Genomic DNA, 15,444 nt, shown 5'->3' with positions numbered 1-15,444 from the left:
GTTATAAAAAAGGCCAGCTTGTGGCTGGCGCAGTCGGACATCATACCAAGATTCGGGGATAAAAGAGGCCCGCCGGCCGCGCCAGGGAGGACGAAGCCGGCGGAAAGGGAGACACCACGGGCGGCGGACTCGCCCGTGGCTTGCTACACGATCGGAGCTGCCTGAGGGCGCCGCCTAGCGCAGCGACACCAGCAGGTACTGCACCGGCTCGCCGGCCACGCGCGGGGTGCGGGCGATCAGCAGTTCGCCGCCCATGTCGCCGTCCGGCTTGCGTTCAAAGCTCATCTGCAGGCTGCGGTCGAGCGCGACAAAGCTTTGCAGCCCGGTGCCGACGATTTCAGTGCGTTCGCCGTTGTCGAGCTGGGCGTACATGCGCCGGCCTTGCGAGGTCAGTTGCAGCAGGCCGCCGTTGCTCAGGTCGTAGGCGCCCTTGTAGGCGCCGAAGTCCACCGCATACATGCCCAGCCTGTGTTCCGGCACGACGATGGACAGGCCGGTGGCGGGCACGCGCACCGAATCGACCATTTGCGGGTCCTGCGCCGTTTGGCCCATGGCGGCGATGCAAACCATGAACAGCAGCGGCGCCAGCAGCAGTTTTTTCATGATGCTCTCCTTCGCTTGGAGGGGGGCTTTGTCGCCCCACTATGATTCAATATAGCCAGCTTTCACGGCGGCGGGATAGTATTTTTCTCGCGCCGGCGCGGCGTGCATAGCGCCCCTGCATGCCCCTCGCCGGGCTTGCGCTACAATGCAGCCACACCCGTTTTTCGCCTCCATCACGCCCATGAATATCGCTTTCGAAACGCCGGACCAGCCCGAAGTCATCGCCCTGATTGCCGACCTGGACGCCTACCAGTTGACCTTGTATCCGCCGGAGAGCGTGTACGCGCTGGACCTGGCCTCGCTGAAGCAGCCCAATGTGCTGTTCGCGGTGGCGCGCGACGCGGAAGGCGCAGCGGTAGGCTGCGGCGCCATGGTGGTGACGCCGGAGTTCGCCGAGGTCAAACGCATGTATGTGCGGCCTGAAGCGCGCGGCCAGGGATTGGCGCGGCGCATGCTCACCACACTGGAACAGGCGGCGGCGCAGCGCGGCAGCAGCGTGTACGCGCTGGAGACCGGACCGGCGCAGCCGGAAGCGATTGCGCTGTACGAGCAGCTGGGCTACCAGCGCTGCGGTCCGTATGGCGACTACCGCGACGACCCGCTCAGCGTCTTCATGCGCAAGCAGGTGGCGTGATGGAACAAGACAGCCTGATCGAACTGCGCGACCTGGCGCGCGCCTTCGCGGCCGAGCGCGACTGGGGGCAGTTCCACACACCCAAAAACCTGGCGATGGCGCTGACGGTGGAGGCGGCCGAGCTGGCCGAGCATTTCCAGTGGCTGCCCACCGGCGCCGCGCACGAACTCGACGAGCGCAAACGCGTCGGCATCCGGCACGAGCTGGCGGACGTCATGCTGTACCTGATACAGCTGGCCGACAAGACCGGCGTGGACCTGCGCAGCGCGGTGCTGGAGAAGATGGAATTGAACCGCGCAAAATACCCCGCCGAGAAGGTGCGCGGGGATATGCGCAAGTACAACGAGTATTAACTGACGCGGCATATTGGCGGGTTACGCGCTCTGCGCTAACCCGCCCTACGCAATACCACCGCCACAGGCCACTCGCCGTGCAAGCGTCAAGGCAGCCCCAGCGCCTTGCGGATCTCGGCGTACACCAGCTTCCAGGCGGGCGAACTGGCGGCCACTTCGTCATAGTGGCTGGCGTTGGGCAGCACCACCACCTCGGCGGCGTCGCCCGCTGCACTTGCGCGGCGCGCATAATCCTGCGCCACGCGCACCGGCGACACGGTATCCAGCTCCCCCGTCACCAGCACGGTGCGCACGCCGGCCGGCAACAGCTCGGCGGGCGATGTGTCCGAAAACACATCCGGCCTCGTAGCGCTGGGCAAGCCCGTCAGCTGCACCATGTCGCGCTCGCAGCTGCTCTTGATCAGCGCTTCCTCGTTGCGCAGGTCGGCCAGGCCGCCCAGGCTGATCACCTGCGGAATCGGCAGCGGCGCGGCGCGGTAGACGGGGCTGGACTGCGGCAGCTTGTGGCGCGACGCGGCCCATTGCGCCAGATGCCCGCCCGCCGAATGGCCCATGGCCACCACGCGCGTCAGGTCCAGCTGGTGCGCGGCGGCTTCCTGCTTCAAGCGGTCCACCGCCGTGGCCACGTCCTGGTACATGCCGGGATAGCCGCCGCCCTCCTCGTCCACGCGGCGGTATTCCACGTTCCACACGGCGATGCCGTTTTTAATCAGCGCGCCGGCCACGTTGCGCATCTGCTTGATGCCGCCGAAATGGACGGTCCAGCAGCCGCCGTGGATGAGTATCACCACCGGGAAGGGCCCCGGCCCGGCGGGCTTGTACAGTTCTGCGAATTGCGACGGCGCGCTGCCGTAGGCGATGTGCTGCTGCGGCGCGGGGCCGTCCAGGGCCAGGTAGTCCTGCAGCGTCATCGGTGCGGCGGCGTGCGCGCTGCCGCCGGCGGCGCCGGCAATGGCGGCGGCGCAGAGCGTCTTGCGTAGTGTGGTCAGCATGGGTGGTCCATAAAAGCGGGGCAAGGCGCAGCATACCGCGCCCTATTCCGCTTGTCACCCGCTGCTCGTCGGCAGCTCGCTAACCCGCCAGTGCGGCCACCATGCGTTCGAAACTGGCGTACTGGCCCGGCGGCGGCACGTGCTGGCGGACCGGCGCCTCGCCGGCGCGCAGCCGCAGCACTTCCGCCGACGACAGACGGCGGTGCGCCACGCTGCGTTCGGCGATATGGCAGGCGTGGAAATGCATGGGCGCCTGCGGGTCAAGCAGGTAGATGGTGTCCAGGCTGGACGTGTCGCAGGCCACCTTCACATGCCACTGGCCGCGCTGGGCGGCGCGCTCGAACCAGCGCCCCTCCACGGCGCGCGCGCAGCTGTAATAGGTGCCGTGCAGGCAGATGCCTTCGGCCGTGACCACCGCGTCCTGCACCGGCAGCAGGCTGCAATGCACCAGCTCCTCGGCATACTGGCGCAAGGCCGTTCCGCGCTGCGCCACGCCCCAGTCCCACAGCTGCTGCGGCGTGCGGTCGTCCTCCTGCGCCGTGTGGTTGTAAGCCAGCACGCCGCTGATGACGATGCGCGTGAACTGCTCCAGGTCCAGCACCGCATCCAGCCGGCCGCACGGGGCGGCGGCATCGGCTGCGGGAGCGGCTGCCGATGCGGCGGTACTGGCTGCGGCGATGGCCGCCGCGTGCGTGCGCAGCGCAAAGCGCTTGCCCAGCTCCGCGCTCCACGGCGACGGCCCTTCCTGCGGCGCGACCAGGCAGCGCACATTGAAGTTGTTCAGCAAGGCGCCGTCGTCCGCATCGCCCAGCAGCGCGGCGTCGGCGAACAGCAGCTCCGGCAGGTGGCGCGACGGCCACGCGCCGGACGGGATATCGAGGCCGTGGCGCAGGCAGTAGCGGCGCTTGTCGGCGGCGCTGTTGGCCAGCGCCATCAGCGCGTGGCGCCAGCTGGGCTGCTCCATGCTCACATACACGCCTGCCACCACGCCGCTGAAGATGTCCGTCACCGCGTACAGCCAGGGTTTGCCGGTGACCTGGCTGCGGTCGGCGCGCGACACCAACTGCACCTCGGCCTGCATGGCCTCGACGCGGAAGGCCGCGCCGGGGCGGCCCGGATGGGCAATATCGCTATCGCCGGGCAGCGCGGGCGCGATGCGCTGCGCCGCCATCAGCTGGTCCTGCTCCAGCCAGTAGCTGAACTGGCCGAAGGTCGGCAGCGCCTGCAGCGCCTCGCCGCGCTGCACGCGCTGCGTGCCGGGAGCGACGCTGCGCTCGCAGAAGAAGTCGCGCAGCATCTGGTCGAAAATGGCGCGGCGCGACAGCGGCGGATGCACGGCGGCGTGGCGCGCAACGGCCACGCGGAACACCGCGCGCATCTGCTCGTCCACGTTCACGCCGGGCGCGGCGCCTTCCTTGCGCGGGCGGCCGCGCTTGATGCCTTCCGAAGCCGCGCGCGTCTTGCCGCGTCCTCCGGAATTGGCGTAGTCGGGCAGCAGCGCATTCGGCGTCTGGCCGCGCTGCCAGTAGCGGCGCAGATAGCGGTAGATGGTGGGATGCGATACGCCATGCCGCTGCGTATAGTCCGCCACCAGCTGGCCGCGCCGGCGCGGCTCGTAGATGGCGGGCTCCATGGCGGTCAGTTCGCGCACGATTTCCCAGGCGCGGGCGCGCAGCTCCAGGTGCTTCGGCGGCAGCAGGTCCTGGTTGACCACCACCATATACGGATCGTCCGGCAGCAGCCGCGCGCGGCCGGACGCCAGGTCGGCCTGCAGCACCGCCACGCGCGCCAGCTCCGCCTCGGCGCTGTGCGCTTTCACGTTATAAACATAGGCGGCGGTGTGCGCCGCATCTATCCACAGCACGCGGATCGTTTTGCGATCCGGTCCTGCATACTCAAGAAGGTCATTTCGGGATATCACGTCACCCTCGCTGGACAGGAAAATACAACCTTAGAAGCAAATTCCAGGCCAGATGGCAAAAAACAGTGCTTGCGGGGCGTGCCGCATTCCGCTGCGGCCGCGCAGCGTCCTTCTGGTGCAACGCAGCACGCCGCTGCACCGGCAACGTGCACCGCGAGGATGCGCCGGGGGTTGCCCAAAGAAAAAGGGCCTTGCGGCCCTTTGGTGTTTATTTGAACTTGTTGAACTTGCCCGGCTTGCGCAGCGGCTTGTCCGTGCCCGGCACCTTTTTCGGTGCGCCGGGTTTCGCGGCGGCGGGCTTGGGCGGCGTGTGCTTGCCCGATTCCGGCGGCATGGCGTCGGCGTGGCTGATGCGCAGCTGCTGGCCGCCCACCCACACTTTGCCCAGGTGCTGGAAGACGTCGTCCGGCATGCCGTCCGGCAGTTCCAGCACGCTGTGGTCGTCGAATATCTCGATGCGGCCGATGTACTTCGCCTCGATGCCCGCTTCGTTGGCAATGGCGCCGACGATGTTGGACGGCGTGGCTGCGTGCTTGCTACCCACTTCGATGCGGAAGGCGCTCATCGGCAGCGTGACCTTGTGCTTGTCCTTCTTTTTCTTCTTCGGCGCTTCGTCGCCAAAGGCCGGTTCGCTGTCGTCGTCCTTCGGGGCCAGTTCCGGCTCGGGCGCGGCGGCGCGCTTGGGCGCTGGCGCGCGTTCAACCGGCGCTGCGCGCTCGGCCGGCGCCGGACGCGGCGCCGCAGGGGCGCGGGCCGGTGCGGCAGCGGCGGCAGGCGCCAGCTCGCCGTCGCGGCTCAGGCGGATGATCTGGCCGGCGATCTTCACGCCCTGCAGGTGGCTGATGGTGTCCGAGGCCAGGTCGCTCGGCATATCGAGCACGCTGTAGTCGTCGTAGATCTCGATGCGGCCGATGAACTTGGAGTCGATGCCGCCTTCGTTGGCGATGGCGCCCACAATGTTGCCCGGCTTGACGCCGTGCTGGTAGCCCACTTCAATGCGGTAGGTCTGCATGCCCGGTTCCGGTTCGCGGATCACGCGTTCCTTTTTCGGGAAGGCGCGCTCGCCGCGGTCCGGACGCTCGGAACGCTCAAAACGGTCGCCACGGTCGAAACGCTCGCGCTCGGGGCGGTCGCCGCGCGCCGCCTGGGCCGCCGCAGCGGCCTGCGGCGTGTCGTGCCAGCCGGTTTCCTTCTTCTTGTCGAGCAGCAGCGACTTGCCGCCGCGCGCCATGCTGGCCAGCGCCGCCGCGATTTCAACCGCCGGCACATTGTGCTCGCGCTCGTAGTCCTCGATCAGGCCCTGGAAGTGTTCCAGGCCGCCCTTGGCCAGCACTTCGGTGATCTCGTCCTTGAACTTGGCCACGCGCACGTCGTTCACCGCCTGCAGCGACGGCAGCTCCATCACGCTCACCGGCTGGCGCGTGGCGCGCTCGATGGCTTTCAGCAGCGGGCGCTCGCGCGGGGTGATGAACAGGATCGCTTCGCCGCTGCGGCCGGCGCGGCCGGTACGGCCGATGCGGTGGGTGTAGCTTTCCGGATCATGCGGCACGTCGTAGTTCACCACGTGGCTGATGCGCTCCACGTCCAGGCCGCGCGCGGCCACGTCGGTGGCCACCAGGATGTCGATCTTGCCGTCCTTGAGCATGCTGATGGTGCGTTCGCGCGCCGCCTGCTGCATGTCGCCGTTGATGGCGGCAGCCGAGAAGCCTCTCGCGTTCAGGCGCTCGGCCAGTTCCTCGGTGCCCATCTTGGTGCGCGAGAAGATGATCATGCCGTCGAACGGCTCCGCTTCCAGGATGCGGGTCAGCGCGTCCAGCTTGTGCATGCCGCTCACCAGCCAGTAGCGCTGGCGGATGTTTTCGGCGGTGCCGGTCTTGGCGGCCATGGTCACTTCGGCCGGCTTGTTCAGGTAAGTCGTGGCGATGCGCTTGATGACCGACGGCATGGTGGCCGAGAACAGCGCGGTCTGGCGCGTGGCAGGGGTCTCTTTCAGGATGCGCTCGACGTCGTCGATAAAGCCCATGCGCAGCATTTCGTCGGCCTCGTCCAGCACCAGGGTCTTCAGCTTGGAGATGTCCAGCGAACCCTTGTCCAGGTGGTCGATCACGCGGCCCGGGGTGCCCACCACCACGTGCACGCCGCGGCGCAGCGCCGACAGTTGCGGGCCGTAGCTCTGGCCGCCGTAGATCGGCAGCACGTGGAAACCGGGGATGTAGGCGGCGTAGCGCTGGAAGGCTTCGGCCACCTGGATCGCCAGTTCGCGGGTCGGCGCCAGCACCAGCGCCTGCGGCGCGGTCAGCTTGGTGTCGATCTGCGACAGGATGGGCAGCGCGAACGCGGCGGTCTTGCCGGTGCCGGTTTGCGCCTGGCCCAGCACGTCGCGGCCGTCCAGCAGATAAGGGATGGTCGCGGCCTGGATAGGCGACGGCGACTCGTAGCCGACCTCCTTCAGCGACTTGATCAGCGCGGGAATCAGGTTAAGGTCGGTAAACAGGGTTACTTCGGTATTCGGTGTTCCAGACATGGCGTCACTCACAAGTATGTTCGAATCGCCCAATGCGAAACAAAAGCGCTAGTTTACTCCCTCCGGGCCGCCCGCGCCCAATTGTTCATAAATCCTGAACCGGTCAGCGGCTGCGCGGCAGCGGAAAACTGCTCGACATTTCTGCCGGCGTGAAGAATTTCCGGGTCCGGTGCAGCAGTTCGCCGTCCCGGCTCAGCTGCTCCAGCAGGGCCGCCAGCTGCGCCGCGTCGGCCGGCGGCGTGCGGCGCGAGATATAGACCCCGCTGGTGGAGGCCGGGATGCCCGCCAGCCGCGTGTAGTGCACGCGCGCGCCCAGCGATTCGCGCAGGCCCAGCTCCTCCAGCGTGCCGGCGAAGGTGTTGGACGGCATGAAGGCGTAGTCGGCGCGCCCTATGCCCATCTTGCGCGCGATGGTCTGCGGATCCTTCACGTATTCCAGCTTGCCCTGCTTGTCCAGCCGCGCCAGCAGCGCCAGATAGGCCGGCCCGTAGTTATAGCTGCGCACCACGTTCAGGCGGATGCCGCGCCGCGCCAGCATCTCCTCGGTGGAGCGCGGCGGGTCCGGGTCGGTGGAGATCAGCATCCATTCCGTGCCTATCATGGGCACGTAGCGGCCCCACTCGTCGCGCTCGGGCACCTGCACCGCGCCCACCATCAGGTCCGCGTCGCCCTGGCGCAGCATGGCTTCGGCGCGGGCGCGCGGCACCACCGGGAACACGAACTCGCAGCCGGCGCGCCGGCCGCGCTCGCGCAGCAGTTCGGGATAGACGCCGCCCACTTCGCCGCTGGCCTCGTTGACGGTCATCATTTTGCCCAGCGAGGACGCCGGCACCACGATGGGGCGCGAGCAGGCGGCGCCGGCGCGCAGCGGCAGCGCAAGAGTGGCGGCAAGGGAGAACAGGACGGCAACGTGTTTCATTAGCGAAATGCTAGCACGGCCGGCGCCATGCGTGCTGGCGCATACCCGGTATAGCAACAGACTGCGCTTCGGCGCGGCGCCGGTCCGGCATCATGGAACGCCACCCACAGGAGAGCCGCCATGAATATGAACACCATCTTCCGCCCCCCGTTCAGCGAAGAGCAAGCCGCCGTGCTGGACCCGATCAACCAGTACTTCGCCGGCCACGCCAACGACGACGCGGCCCATATGCGCGCTGCCTTCCTGCCCAGCGCCCACATCGAGTCGGTGCGCGAAGGCGTGTTCACCTCCTGGCCGCTGGACGTCTACTGCGAGCGCTTCAAGGGCGCCCCGGCCGCCGACGAGGCGGAGCGCGAGCGCATCGTGGACTGGATCGACGTGCAGGGCAGCGCGGCCTGCGCGCGCATCACGCTGGTGCACGGCGCCACCACCTTCACCGACTACTTCGTGCTGCTGAAAACCGATGCCGGCTGGCGCATCGCCAACAAGGCCTTCCACGGCGAAGCATCCTGAGGCTGCGCGGCGCCCGCCGCTAGTGGCTTTCGCCCCGGATGCCGAAGCGCCAGTACAGGATGAAGCCGAGCAGCGAGAAACCCACCACCACGCCCACCGTGGCCAGCTCGTAGTTGGCCACCTGGTGCGCGATCGCGGCCAGTTCATGCACGTCCGGCGCCGGGCTTTCCTTGAACAGCTTGAGCTGCCATTCGTAGCTGTTCATGGTCAGCCACTCCCGGATCGGCTCCCAGATGTGGTTGGCCGCCAGTCCCAGCCCCAGCGCCGAGAACACCGAGCCGTACACGCGCTGACGCATCTCCGTGCGGGCCGCGATGGCGTGCCGCATCATGCCGTCGATGCGGTCGATCAGCCCGAGCAGCTCGCCGCGCTGCTGCGACACGCCCCACCAGCGCTGCAGCGCCTCGCTCACGCGGTTCTCGTCGAAGTCGTCGCGCAGCATGCTGCCGCCGGCGATCACCGCCAGCGCGCGCGCCTTGACCTCGTGCATCTGCTTGCCCCAGCCCTCAGCGTCGCGCCCGGCGGCGGCGCCGTGGTGCTTGCCCAGCTCCGCAGTCCATTCCGCCAGCTTGTGCGCGTAGTCGGCCAGGAAGCCGCTGTAGGCCGCGCTGACCGCCGCCACGGCGGCGGCCACGCAGGCTAGCGGCTGCGCCGCGCCGCGCGCGCCCGGCCCCTCGAACAGCGTCACGCCGTGACGGTGCGCCAGTACCTGCACGGCGCCGCAGCGCAGCACCTCGTAGCTATCCTGCGGCGGCAGCGCCAGCGGACTGGCCGCAGCGCCGCCAGCCTGGCTGTGCGAGGCCAGCCAGGCCTGGAAGCCGGGCGTCTCCAGCAGCGCCAGATCCGGATGCAGCCCCTGCGCCGCCGCGCTCTCAGCGTTCCAGCGCAGCATGCACACCGCCTTGGCACGCCCCGGCGGTGCGGTCACAGCGTTAACAGCGGCGGCGGCGTCAGGCACCGGCAGCGCCTCCACCAGCGCGGCGGCCGGCCGCAGGAAGTACTGCCGCCACAGCGCCGGCAGCACGTCGGCGCGCCAGTCCAGCAGCGAGCCGGGCCTGCCGTCGTCCAGCAGCTTGGGCGCGGCCAGCAGGGTGTGGCGGCCGTTGTCGTCATACCAGGGCTGGTTGGGCGCTCCCGGCGCCATGCGCGCGGGATTCGCCGGGTCGCGGTAGGACGCCAGCGCGCGCGGCGCGTCCGCCGGCCGGCTGCCATCCCAGCGCTCGTCCTCCAGCGCCTCGAGCGCACGCCACAAGCCCTCCAGCGTGGCGCCGCAGCGCGGGTCCAGCGACAGCACCATGTCGTTGCCGTTGCCGGCCTCGCCCGGCCGGTGCAGCGCCAGCAGGGCATAGCCCTTGCGCGTCCAGCTGTTGGCCGAATCGGCGCGCGCCATCACCTTCAGCACGCCCGAGGGGAACACCTCCGACAGGATCAGCGCGTCCAGCAGCACCTGCCGCCCCGACCCGGCCAGGTCGACCAGCAGCTGGCAACGGCTGGCCTGGCGCAGCGCCAGCTCGTACATCTGCCGCTCGTGCGCCAGGTGGGCCAGCGCGCGGCCGTACTCGGCCCCCTCCAGGTAGCCGATGCCGGCCTCGGGGCGCGGCTGGCTGGCCAGCATGCGCCGCATCAGCGCCAGGCAGGCGTGCAGGCCGGCGCGCGCATAGCCGTCGCGCGCCACGTCGGCGGCCTGCGGCGGCAGATAGGAATGGCCCAGCACGCTGAGCAAACAGGCTGCCGAGCGCGACAGGTCGGCGCCGTCCAGGCAGTCGCCGCCCTCCCAGGCGCTGACATAGGCTACCCAGGCCGCCGTGTCGGGCAGCGGCCGGCCGTCCAGCGCGGCGCCGAACAGCAGCAGCGCGCAGCAGGTGTCCAGCGAAAAGTCTTCCACCACGATGGTGCGGATGGCCCCGGTCGACGGCAGGCGCGCACGCCAGGCCTGCCAGCGCGCCGCGTCCGCGCCAGCCACCAGCGCAGCCACCGAGCGCGCGCCGCCGGGGTCGCCCTTGTAGTTCAGGCACACGGCCTGGCCGTCCTCCCCTGGATCGCCCAGTCCCACCAGCAGGGTGCCGGGGCCGCCCTGGCGTGCCCCCGCGTTCAGCTCCACCGTCATGTCCGGCGCCAGCCACCAGCATGGCTGCTCGCTCAGCACGGCCTGCACCGCCATCTGGTCGTTCATGACTTCACCGCCTTCAGAATTTGTTCGTTGGCCCGCACAGACCAGTCGTTGATATCGATATTCGGCTCCTTTTCCACCAGGCCGGTGCAGTATTTATGCACCGCGGCGCGCAGCTTGTTGCGGTCCAGCAGGCCGGTGGCGATGCCGACGTACAGCTCGCCCAGCAATTCGTCGCGCGGCGTGTAGGTGCCGCGGCGCATGGGATTGAACCCGCCCGCTTCGTTGATCAGGGCCCCCTCCCTGTTCATTTCCGCCGCCTCGCACTGCGGCACCGGTTTCACGGCCGCCTTCTGCCGGTCGTATTCGGCGCGCGCCTCGCGGTGGGATTTCAGCTCGCTCTCGTACTGCTTCGTCGCATAGGCGATATCCTGCGGACGGCTGCAGAAGCGCTGCAGCATGCGCTGCTCGTCGCCGCTCAGCTGGTGCGCCTGCAGCGGCGAGCTGCCCGGCACCCAGCGCCGCGCGCGGCCCATGGCCAGCACGCAGTCGTTGTCGTCGCGCGCCAGCAGATCCGGGTGTTCCATCAACAGCGCCACGGTCTTGCTGTCGCCCTGCTCCAGCACCTTGCCGGTGTAGCCCAGCTGCCAGCGCATGCCGCCGGCCAGGAACAGCGCCACGTTGCGCGTGTCGCCGCGGCTGATCGCGCCAATGAATTCGCTCTCCTTCCAGGCCACGCCGTTGTTGGCCAGCTCCTTGCGCGGGTCCGCGCTGACCTCTTTTTTTACCGTGTCCATCTTCCGGTCGATGCTGGTGACCGAGCCGCGCATGCTCTCGGTGCTGCGCAGCGTGAACAGCGACGCGGCCCCCAGCGCCAGCACGCCCAGGCCGATCCAGCGCTGATGGCGCCGCAGCCAGCTGGTGTCGGCGCGCACAGTGCGCACGTCCTCGCCGGTGCGTTCAACGGTCTTGCGCACCTCCTCGACCTTGCCGTCCAGCGCCGCCACGTCGTCGCGCACGGCCTGCACGTCCTCTCCCAGGCGCGCGAAATTGTCCGCCACGCGCTGGAAATGGCGCTCCAGCTCCTCCTTGCTGGCGTCGAAGTAGCCGTCCGGATTCACGCCCAGCACGCCGTCGTCGTGCGCGTCCTGCAGCGGCTTGACCACCTCGTGGTAGTAGTGCCCCAGCAGCGCGATCTGCACCGGCGTCACGCGCTTGTGGTGGGCCAGCCGATTGCGGATGTCGCGCACGTCCTCCAGGAAGGCCGCCAGCGTGCCGCGCTTGTCCTTCAGCAGGCTGAGGAAAGGCGTCTCGGCAAACAGCGCCGCGTAGTGCTGCGGGTACTCCCGCTTGTGGGCGAAGATGCGGCCCAGGTCGCTGAACATGGTGCCGCTGAGCACATCGCCCGGGTCCGCCACGGCCAGCCAGCGCTCCACGGCGGCGTCGCCGGACAGCTCGCGCAGCCGCGCCAGCAGGCGCTGCTGGTCGCCATGGGTTTCGCCGATCACGCCGCGCAGTATCAGTTCCAGCGCCCGCACCTGTTGCTGCCCTGTGCGCAGCGCGCGCTCGCCGGGCGGCGGCAGCTGCACCGCGATACCCGCCGCCGGCTGCTTCTCCTGCACCCGCTCCAGCCAGTTCAACCAGCGCAGCGCGGCCACCTCGTCGCTCGCCGCCGGCGGACCGGCCTCCACCCGCACTGCACGCCGCGCCGCCTTGGTGAAATCCTCCATTTCCTGCGCATCCAGGCCCAGCGCCCGCGCCAGCGGGTCCCAGGAACCGGCCTCCATGCGCCGCGCGTCCAGGCGCTCGAACAGCTGCGCCAGGGTCGTTGCGCCGCCGGGGTCGCCGCCCAGATGGCGCACGATGGCGGCCAGTCCGGCGCGGCCGATGTCGAGATAAGCCGGCAGCCGGCCTTGGGGTTCAGCGTGATCAGGCATGGTGCTCCTGTTGGTTTCCGTGGAGCAGGCGATTATATCGGCGGCGCCCAAGCCGAATTCTCACCAATTCCCACAAGCGCCCGGCCGGGGTAAGATAGCCGCCATCCGAACTGAACCAACACCTTTGCCATGACTGGAGCTGCAATGCGCCTCACCCCCTTCGCCCTCGCCGCCGGCCTGACCCTGGCCGGATTCGCCTCGCACGCCAACGCCCAGCAAGCCACCGTGCGCGAAGCGCCGCTGCGCGCCCACCTGTCCTTCCTGGCCGACGACCTGCTCGAAGGGCGCGGCACCGGCCAGCGCGGCGGCGACCTGGCCGTGCGCTACCTGGAAACCCAGGCCGCGCTGATGGGCCTCAAGCCGCTGGCCGACGGCAGCTACCGCCAGCCGGTGCGCTTCCAGGGCACCAAGCTGCTGGCCAGCGGCAGCTCGGTCACCTTCCACGCCGGCAGCGGCACGCGCCTGACGCCCATCCCCGGCCAGGGCATCGTGTACGGCACCGGCAGCGGCCAGGCCAGCGTGAGCTTCGAGGCGCCGCTGCTGTTCGTCGGCTACGGCGTCAAGGCCGAGGAGGAGAACTGGGACGACTACAAGGGCGTGGACATGAAGGGCAAGATCCTCGTGATGATGGTGAACGACCCGCAGCCCACCGCCGAGGAGCCGAACCGCTTTGCCGGCAAGGCCTACACCTACTACGGCCGGTGGCTGTACAAGTTCGAGGAGGCGGTGCGGCGCGGCGCCGCCGGCGTGCTGCTGATCCACACCACGCCCTCGGCCTCCTACCCGTGGTCGGTGCCGGCCAACGGCTTCAGCCACGAGCGCTTCCACCTGAACCGCGGCGGCAACGGCATTGAAGGCTGGCTGCACGAGGACACCGCGCGCGACCTGGTGGGCGCCTCCGGCTTCGACCTGGACGAGCTGCGCCGCCGCGCCGAGCGGCGCGACTTCCAGCCGGTGGACCTGAAGGCCAGCGCCAAGGTGGAGCTGCGCAGCGTGATCCGCCAGGTGGAGCAGTTCAACGTGGCCGGCATCGTGCCGGGCACCGATCCCAAGCTGAAGGAGCAGGCGGTGGTGTACTCGGCGCACTGGGACCACCTTGGCATCGACGAGGGCGTCAAGCGCGAGGACAAGACCGACCATACCTACAACGGCGCCATCGACAACGCCTCCGGCGCGGCGGCGCTGCTGGCCATGGCGGCCGAGGCGGTCAAGCATCCGGCCAAGCGCACCCAGGTCTTCCTGTGGCCGGCGGCCGAGGAGCAGGGCCTGCTGGGCAGCGCGGCCTACGTGGCCAATCCGGCCTGGCCGCTGGACAAGACCAGCGCCGACCTGAACCTGGACAGCATGAATTTCGCGGGCCGCACCAGGGACATCGGCGTAGCCGGCGCCGAGCGCAGCACGCTGTACGAGACCGCCGGCCAGGTGGCCAAGAAGATGGGGCTGAAACTGGCGCCGCTGATCCCCGATCTGTCCGGCGCCTACTTCCGCGCCGACCACTTCAACTTCGCCAAGGCCGGCATCCCGGCCTTCAACGTGGGCTCGGCCGTGTTTTCGGGCGACGGCCATTTCGAGTTCGAGAAAAACCAGCAGGCATCCAGCGACAAGCTGGTGGCGTTCAAGAAGGACTACCACCAGGTGACCGACGAGTACCGCGCGGACTGGGACTTGTCCGGCATGGTGCAGCAGGCGCAGTTCACCCTGAACCTGGGCTACGCCGTGGCGAACGCGCCCGGCATGGCCAGCTTCAAGAAGGGCGACGCGTTTGCGAAGGTGAAGCGCTAGGGACCGTGGCGGCGCATTGGCGGGTTACGCGAGTGCCTCGCTAACCCGCCCTACGCGGCATCGTAAGCCGCGCACTCCGCCCGCGCGCGCACTTCCCATTCGTCCGGGTCGGGCGCGTACAGGGCGGCGGGCGGCGGCAGCGCCGCGCCTTCCGGCACCGCCACGCGCTGGTACAGGAACACGCCGGTCCAGGCCAGCGTGTTGGCCGGGAAGTGCTGCAGCAGCCGGAACGCCGGATGCGACAGCGCGAAGGTGGTGCAACTGACCAGGCAGCCCTCGGGCAGTTCGCGCGCCAGCTTGGCGGCCAACGCGTCCATCAGCGGCGCGAAGCAGGTGCTGTAGATGAACACCAGGCTGGCGCGGCTGACGTCGGCCTCGAACATGTTCTGCTCGCGCAGTTCTATGCGCGCGTCCAGCTCCAGCAAATGGCGCAGCGTGGCCGCGCCGCCGACGGGCAGCGCCAGCGGCGCCTCCGGCTGCAGCGCCTGCCCCGGCAACGCCGCCAGCAACTGCTGCGACAGCGACAGCAGGCGCGCGCGCCGCTCCAGCGCCATGGCGTGCCGGTAGCCCAGCAACTCCACGCCTGTGCAGCGCTCAAACGGCAGCGCCAGCGCGGCCGACATCACCACCTTCCCCAGGCCGCTGCCCAGGTCTATCATCTCCCCGCCCGGCCGCAGATGGGGCACGATGGCGTCGAAATAATTGGCCAGTTCGTAGCGCTGGAACTCGCCGTAAATCAGGCTGCCGTCATCCACCAGCCATTGGCGCAGTTCGGCGTCGCTCACCTGCTCCAGCCGCAGCGCGTCCGGCGCCGGCGCTGACGGTTCCGGCGGCAGCATGCCGTGCCGCTGTATGCCGGACGGCAGCACGCCTATCACCAGCTGCAGATGCGGCTTCATGCGGGCGATAAAGTAGTCGCGCTGCGCCGGATCGCGGAAAGCGCGCCGCAGCGCCAGCCCGACCTCGTTGAAACGCGCGAAACGGCCGCTTTCCAGCAGCGCGCGCAGCGGCCGGATATGCAGTTCGCCGCCTTCCACGCTGTCCAGCAGGGCCGCCAGCACGTCCCCGGCGCTGGTGCAGGGACCGGCTGGGGCTGCGGCCGCCGTATCGGCGCGCCGCCATTCAATAGCAGATTCCATGTCGATTTTCTTTACAC

At 69.1% G+C, this 15,444-nt stretch carries 12 protein-coding genes; 4 read left to right on the top strand and 8 right to left on the bottom strand.

The features are described from left to right. Positions 1-174: 174 nt before the first annotated feature. A complete protein-coding gene (locus KT882_RS05080) occupies positions 175-603 on the bottom strand; it encodes a hypothetical protein (protein WP_228894720.1) in 429 nt (142 codons plus the stop codon). Between the two features lie 181 nt (positions 604-784). Here KT882_RS05080 and KT882_RS05075 point away from each other — a divergent pair, with 181 nt between their 5' ends. After that, positions 785-1,237 carry a GNAT family N-acetyltransferase gene (locus KT882_RS05075; RefSeq protein ID WP_228896546.1) on the top strand — a complete coding sequence of 151 codons (453 nt, stop codon included), beginning with the start codon at positions 785-787 and terminating at the stop codon, positions 1,235-1,237. Continuing rightward, complete coding sequence (locus KT882_RS05070) at positions 1,237-1,590, top strand: nucleotide pyrophosphohydrolase (protein WP_161075615.1); 354 nt, start codon at positions 1,237-1,239, stop codon at positions 1,588-1,590. Before KT882_RS05075 ends, KT882_RS05070 begins: the two co-directional genes overlap by 1 nt. An 86-nt stretch (positions 1,591-1,676) precedes the next feature. Here KT882_RS05070 and KT882_RS05065 read toward each other — a convergent pair whose 3' ends face one another. The 4 genes from KT882_RS05065 to KT882_RS05050 all read right to left on the bottom strand — a co-directional run bounded on the left by KT882_RS05065 (position 1,677) and on the right by KT882_RS05050 (position 7,946). After that, on the bottom strand, positions 1,677-2,582 hold the full coding sequence (locus tag KT882_RS05065) for an alpha/beta hydrolase (protein ID WP_228894719.1): 906 nt from the start codon (positions 2,580-2,582) through the stop codon (positions 1,677-1,679). A 79-nt stretch (positions 2,583-2,661) separates the two neighbouring features. Then, on the bottom strand, positions 2,662-4,446 hold the full coding sequence (locus KT882_RS05060) for a hypothetical protein (RefSeq protein WP_228894717.1): 1,785 nt from the start codon (positions 4,444-4,446) through the stop codon (positions 2,662-2,664). Positions 4,447-4,711: 265 nt separating this feature from the next. Next, complete coding sequence (locus KT882_RS05055) at positions 4,712-7,027, bottom strand: DEAD/DEAH box helicase (RefSeq protein WP_228894714.1); 2,316 nt, start codon at positions 7,025-7,027, stop codon at positions 4,712-4,714. A 103-nt stretch (positions 7,028-7,130) separates the two neighbouring features. Further along, positions 7,131-7,946 (bottom strand): substrate-binding periplasmic protein, encoded by an 816-nt coding sequence (locus tag KT882_RS05050; RefSeq protein WP_161074495.1) that lies wholly within the window; start codon positions 7,944-7,946, stop codon positions 7,131-7,133. Positions 7,947-8,066: 120 nt separating this feature from the next. On the opposite strand from KT882_RS05050, the gene KT882_RS05045 reads away from it, so the two are divergent. Further along, positions 8,067-8,459: a nuclear transport factor 2 family protein gene (locus tag KT882_RS05045; RefSeq protein WP_228894713.1), complete on the top strand. Its 393-nt coding sequence runs from the start codon at positions 8,067-8,069 to the stop codon at positions 8,457-8,459. A gap of 19 nt (positions 8,460-8,478) precedes the next feature. Here the strand turns inward: KT882_RS05045 and KT882_RS05040 are convergent, their stop codons facing one another. After that, positions 8,479-10,632, bottom strand: a complete 2,154-nt coding sequence (locus tag KT882_RS05040; RefSeq protein ID WP_228894712.1) for a hypothetical protein — start codon at positions 10,630-10,632, stop codon at positions 8,479-8,481. After that, positions 10,629-12,506, bottom strand: coding sequence for an STY4199 family HEPN domain-containing protein (locus tag KT882_RS05035; RefSeq protein WP_228894711.1), 1,878 nt, complete (start codon positions 12,504-12,506; stop codon positions 10,629-10,631). Before KT882_RS05035 ends, KT882_RS05040 begins: the two co-directional genes overlap by 4 nt. A 144-nt stretch (positions 12,507-12,650) precedes the next feature. Between KT882_RS05035 and KT882_RS05030 the strand changes: the two genes are divergently transcribed. Beyond that, positions 12,651-14,288 (top strand): M28 family peptidase, encoded by a 1,638-nt coding sequence (locus KT882_RS05030; protein ID WP_228894710.1) that lies wholly within the window; start codon positions 12,651-12,653, stop codon positions 14,286-14,288. 50 nt (positions 14,289-14,338) lie between these two features. Here KT882_RS05030 and KT882_RS05025 read toward each other — a convergent pair whose 3' ends face one another. Beyond that, positions 14,339-15,427 carry a class I SAM-dependent methyltransferase gene (locus KT882_RS05025; RefSeq protein ID WP_228894709.1) on the bottom strand — a complete coding sequence of 363 codons (1,089 nt, stop codon included), beginning with the start codon at positions 15,425-15,427 and terminating at the stop codon, positions 14,339-14,341. Positions 15,428-15,444: the final 17 nt, after the last annotated feature.

The sequence above is a fragment of the Pseudoduganella aquatica genome (assembly GCF_020865585.1).
In the GTDB taxonomy this organism is placed as follows: domain Bacteria; phylum Pseudomonadota; class Gammaproteobacteria; order Burkholderiales; family Burkholderiaceae_D; genus Rugamonas; species Rugamonas aquatica_A.
This window is presented reverse-complemented; position numbering and strand designations above follow the sequence as displayed.

Excerpts from the sequence above, each read along its gene's own strand:
- KT882_RS05080 (WP_228894720.1), bottom strand. The coding sequence starts at position 603 with ATGAAAAAACTGCTGCTGGCGCCGCTGCTGTTCATGGTTTGCATCGCC.
- KT882_RS05075 (WP_228896546.1), top strand. The coding sequence starts at position 785 with ATGAATATCGCTTTCGAAACGCCGGACCAGCCCGAAGTCATCGCCCTG.
- KT882_RS05070 (WP_161075615.1), top strand. The coding sequence starts at position 1,237 with ATGGAACAAGACAGCCTGATCGAACTGCGCGACCTGGCGCGCGCCTTC.
- KT882_RS05065 (WP_228894719.1), bottom strand. The coding sequence starts at position 2,582 with ATGCTGACCACACTACGCAAGACGCTCTGCGCCGCCGCCATTGCCGGC.
- KT882_RS05055 (WP_228894714.1), bottom strand. The coding sequence starts at position 7,027 with ATGTCTGGAACACCGAATACCGAAGTAACCCTGTTTACCGACCTTAAC.
- KT882_RS05050 (WP_161074495.1), bottom strand. The coding sequence starts at position 7,946 with ATGAAACACGTTGCCGTCCTGTTCTCCCTTGCCGCCACTCTTGCGCTG.
- KT882_RS05045 (WP_228894713.1), top strand. The coding sequence starts at position 8,067 with ATGAATATGAACACCATCTTCCGCCCCCCGTTCAGCGAAGAGCAAGCC.
- KT882_RS05040 (WP_228894712.1), bottom strand. The coding sequence starts at position 10,632 with ATGAACGACCAGATGGCGGTGCAGGCCGTGCTGAGCGAGCAGCCATGC.
- KT882_RS05035 (WP_228894711.1), bottom strand. The coding sequence starts at position 12,506 with ATGCCTGATCACGCTGAACCCCAAGGCCGGCTGCCGGCTTATCTCGAC.
- KT882_RS05030 (WP_228894710.1), top strand. The coding sequence starts at position 12,651 with ATGCGCCTCACCCCCTTCGCCCTCGCCGCCGGCCTGACCCTGGCCGGA.
- KT882_RS05025 (WP_228894709.1), bottom strand. The coding sequence starts at position 15,427 with ATGGAATCTGCTATTGAATGGCGGCGCGCCGATACGGCGGCCGCAGCC.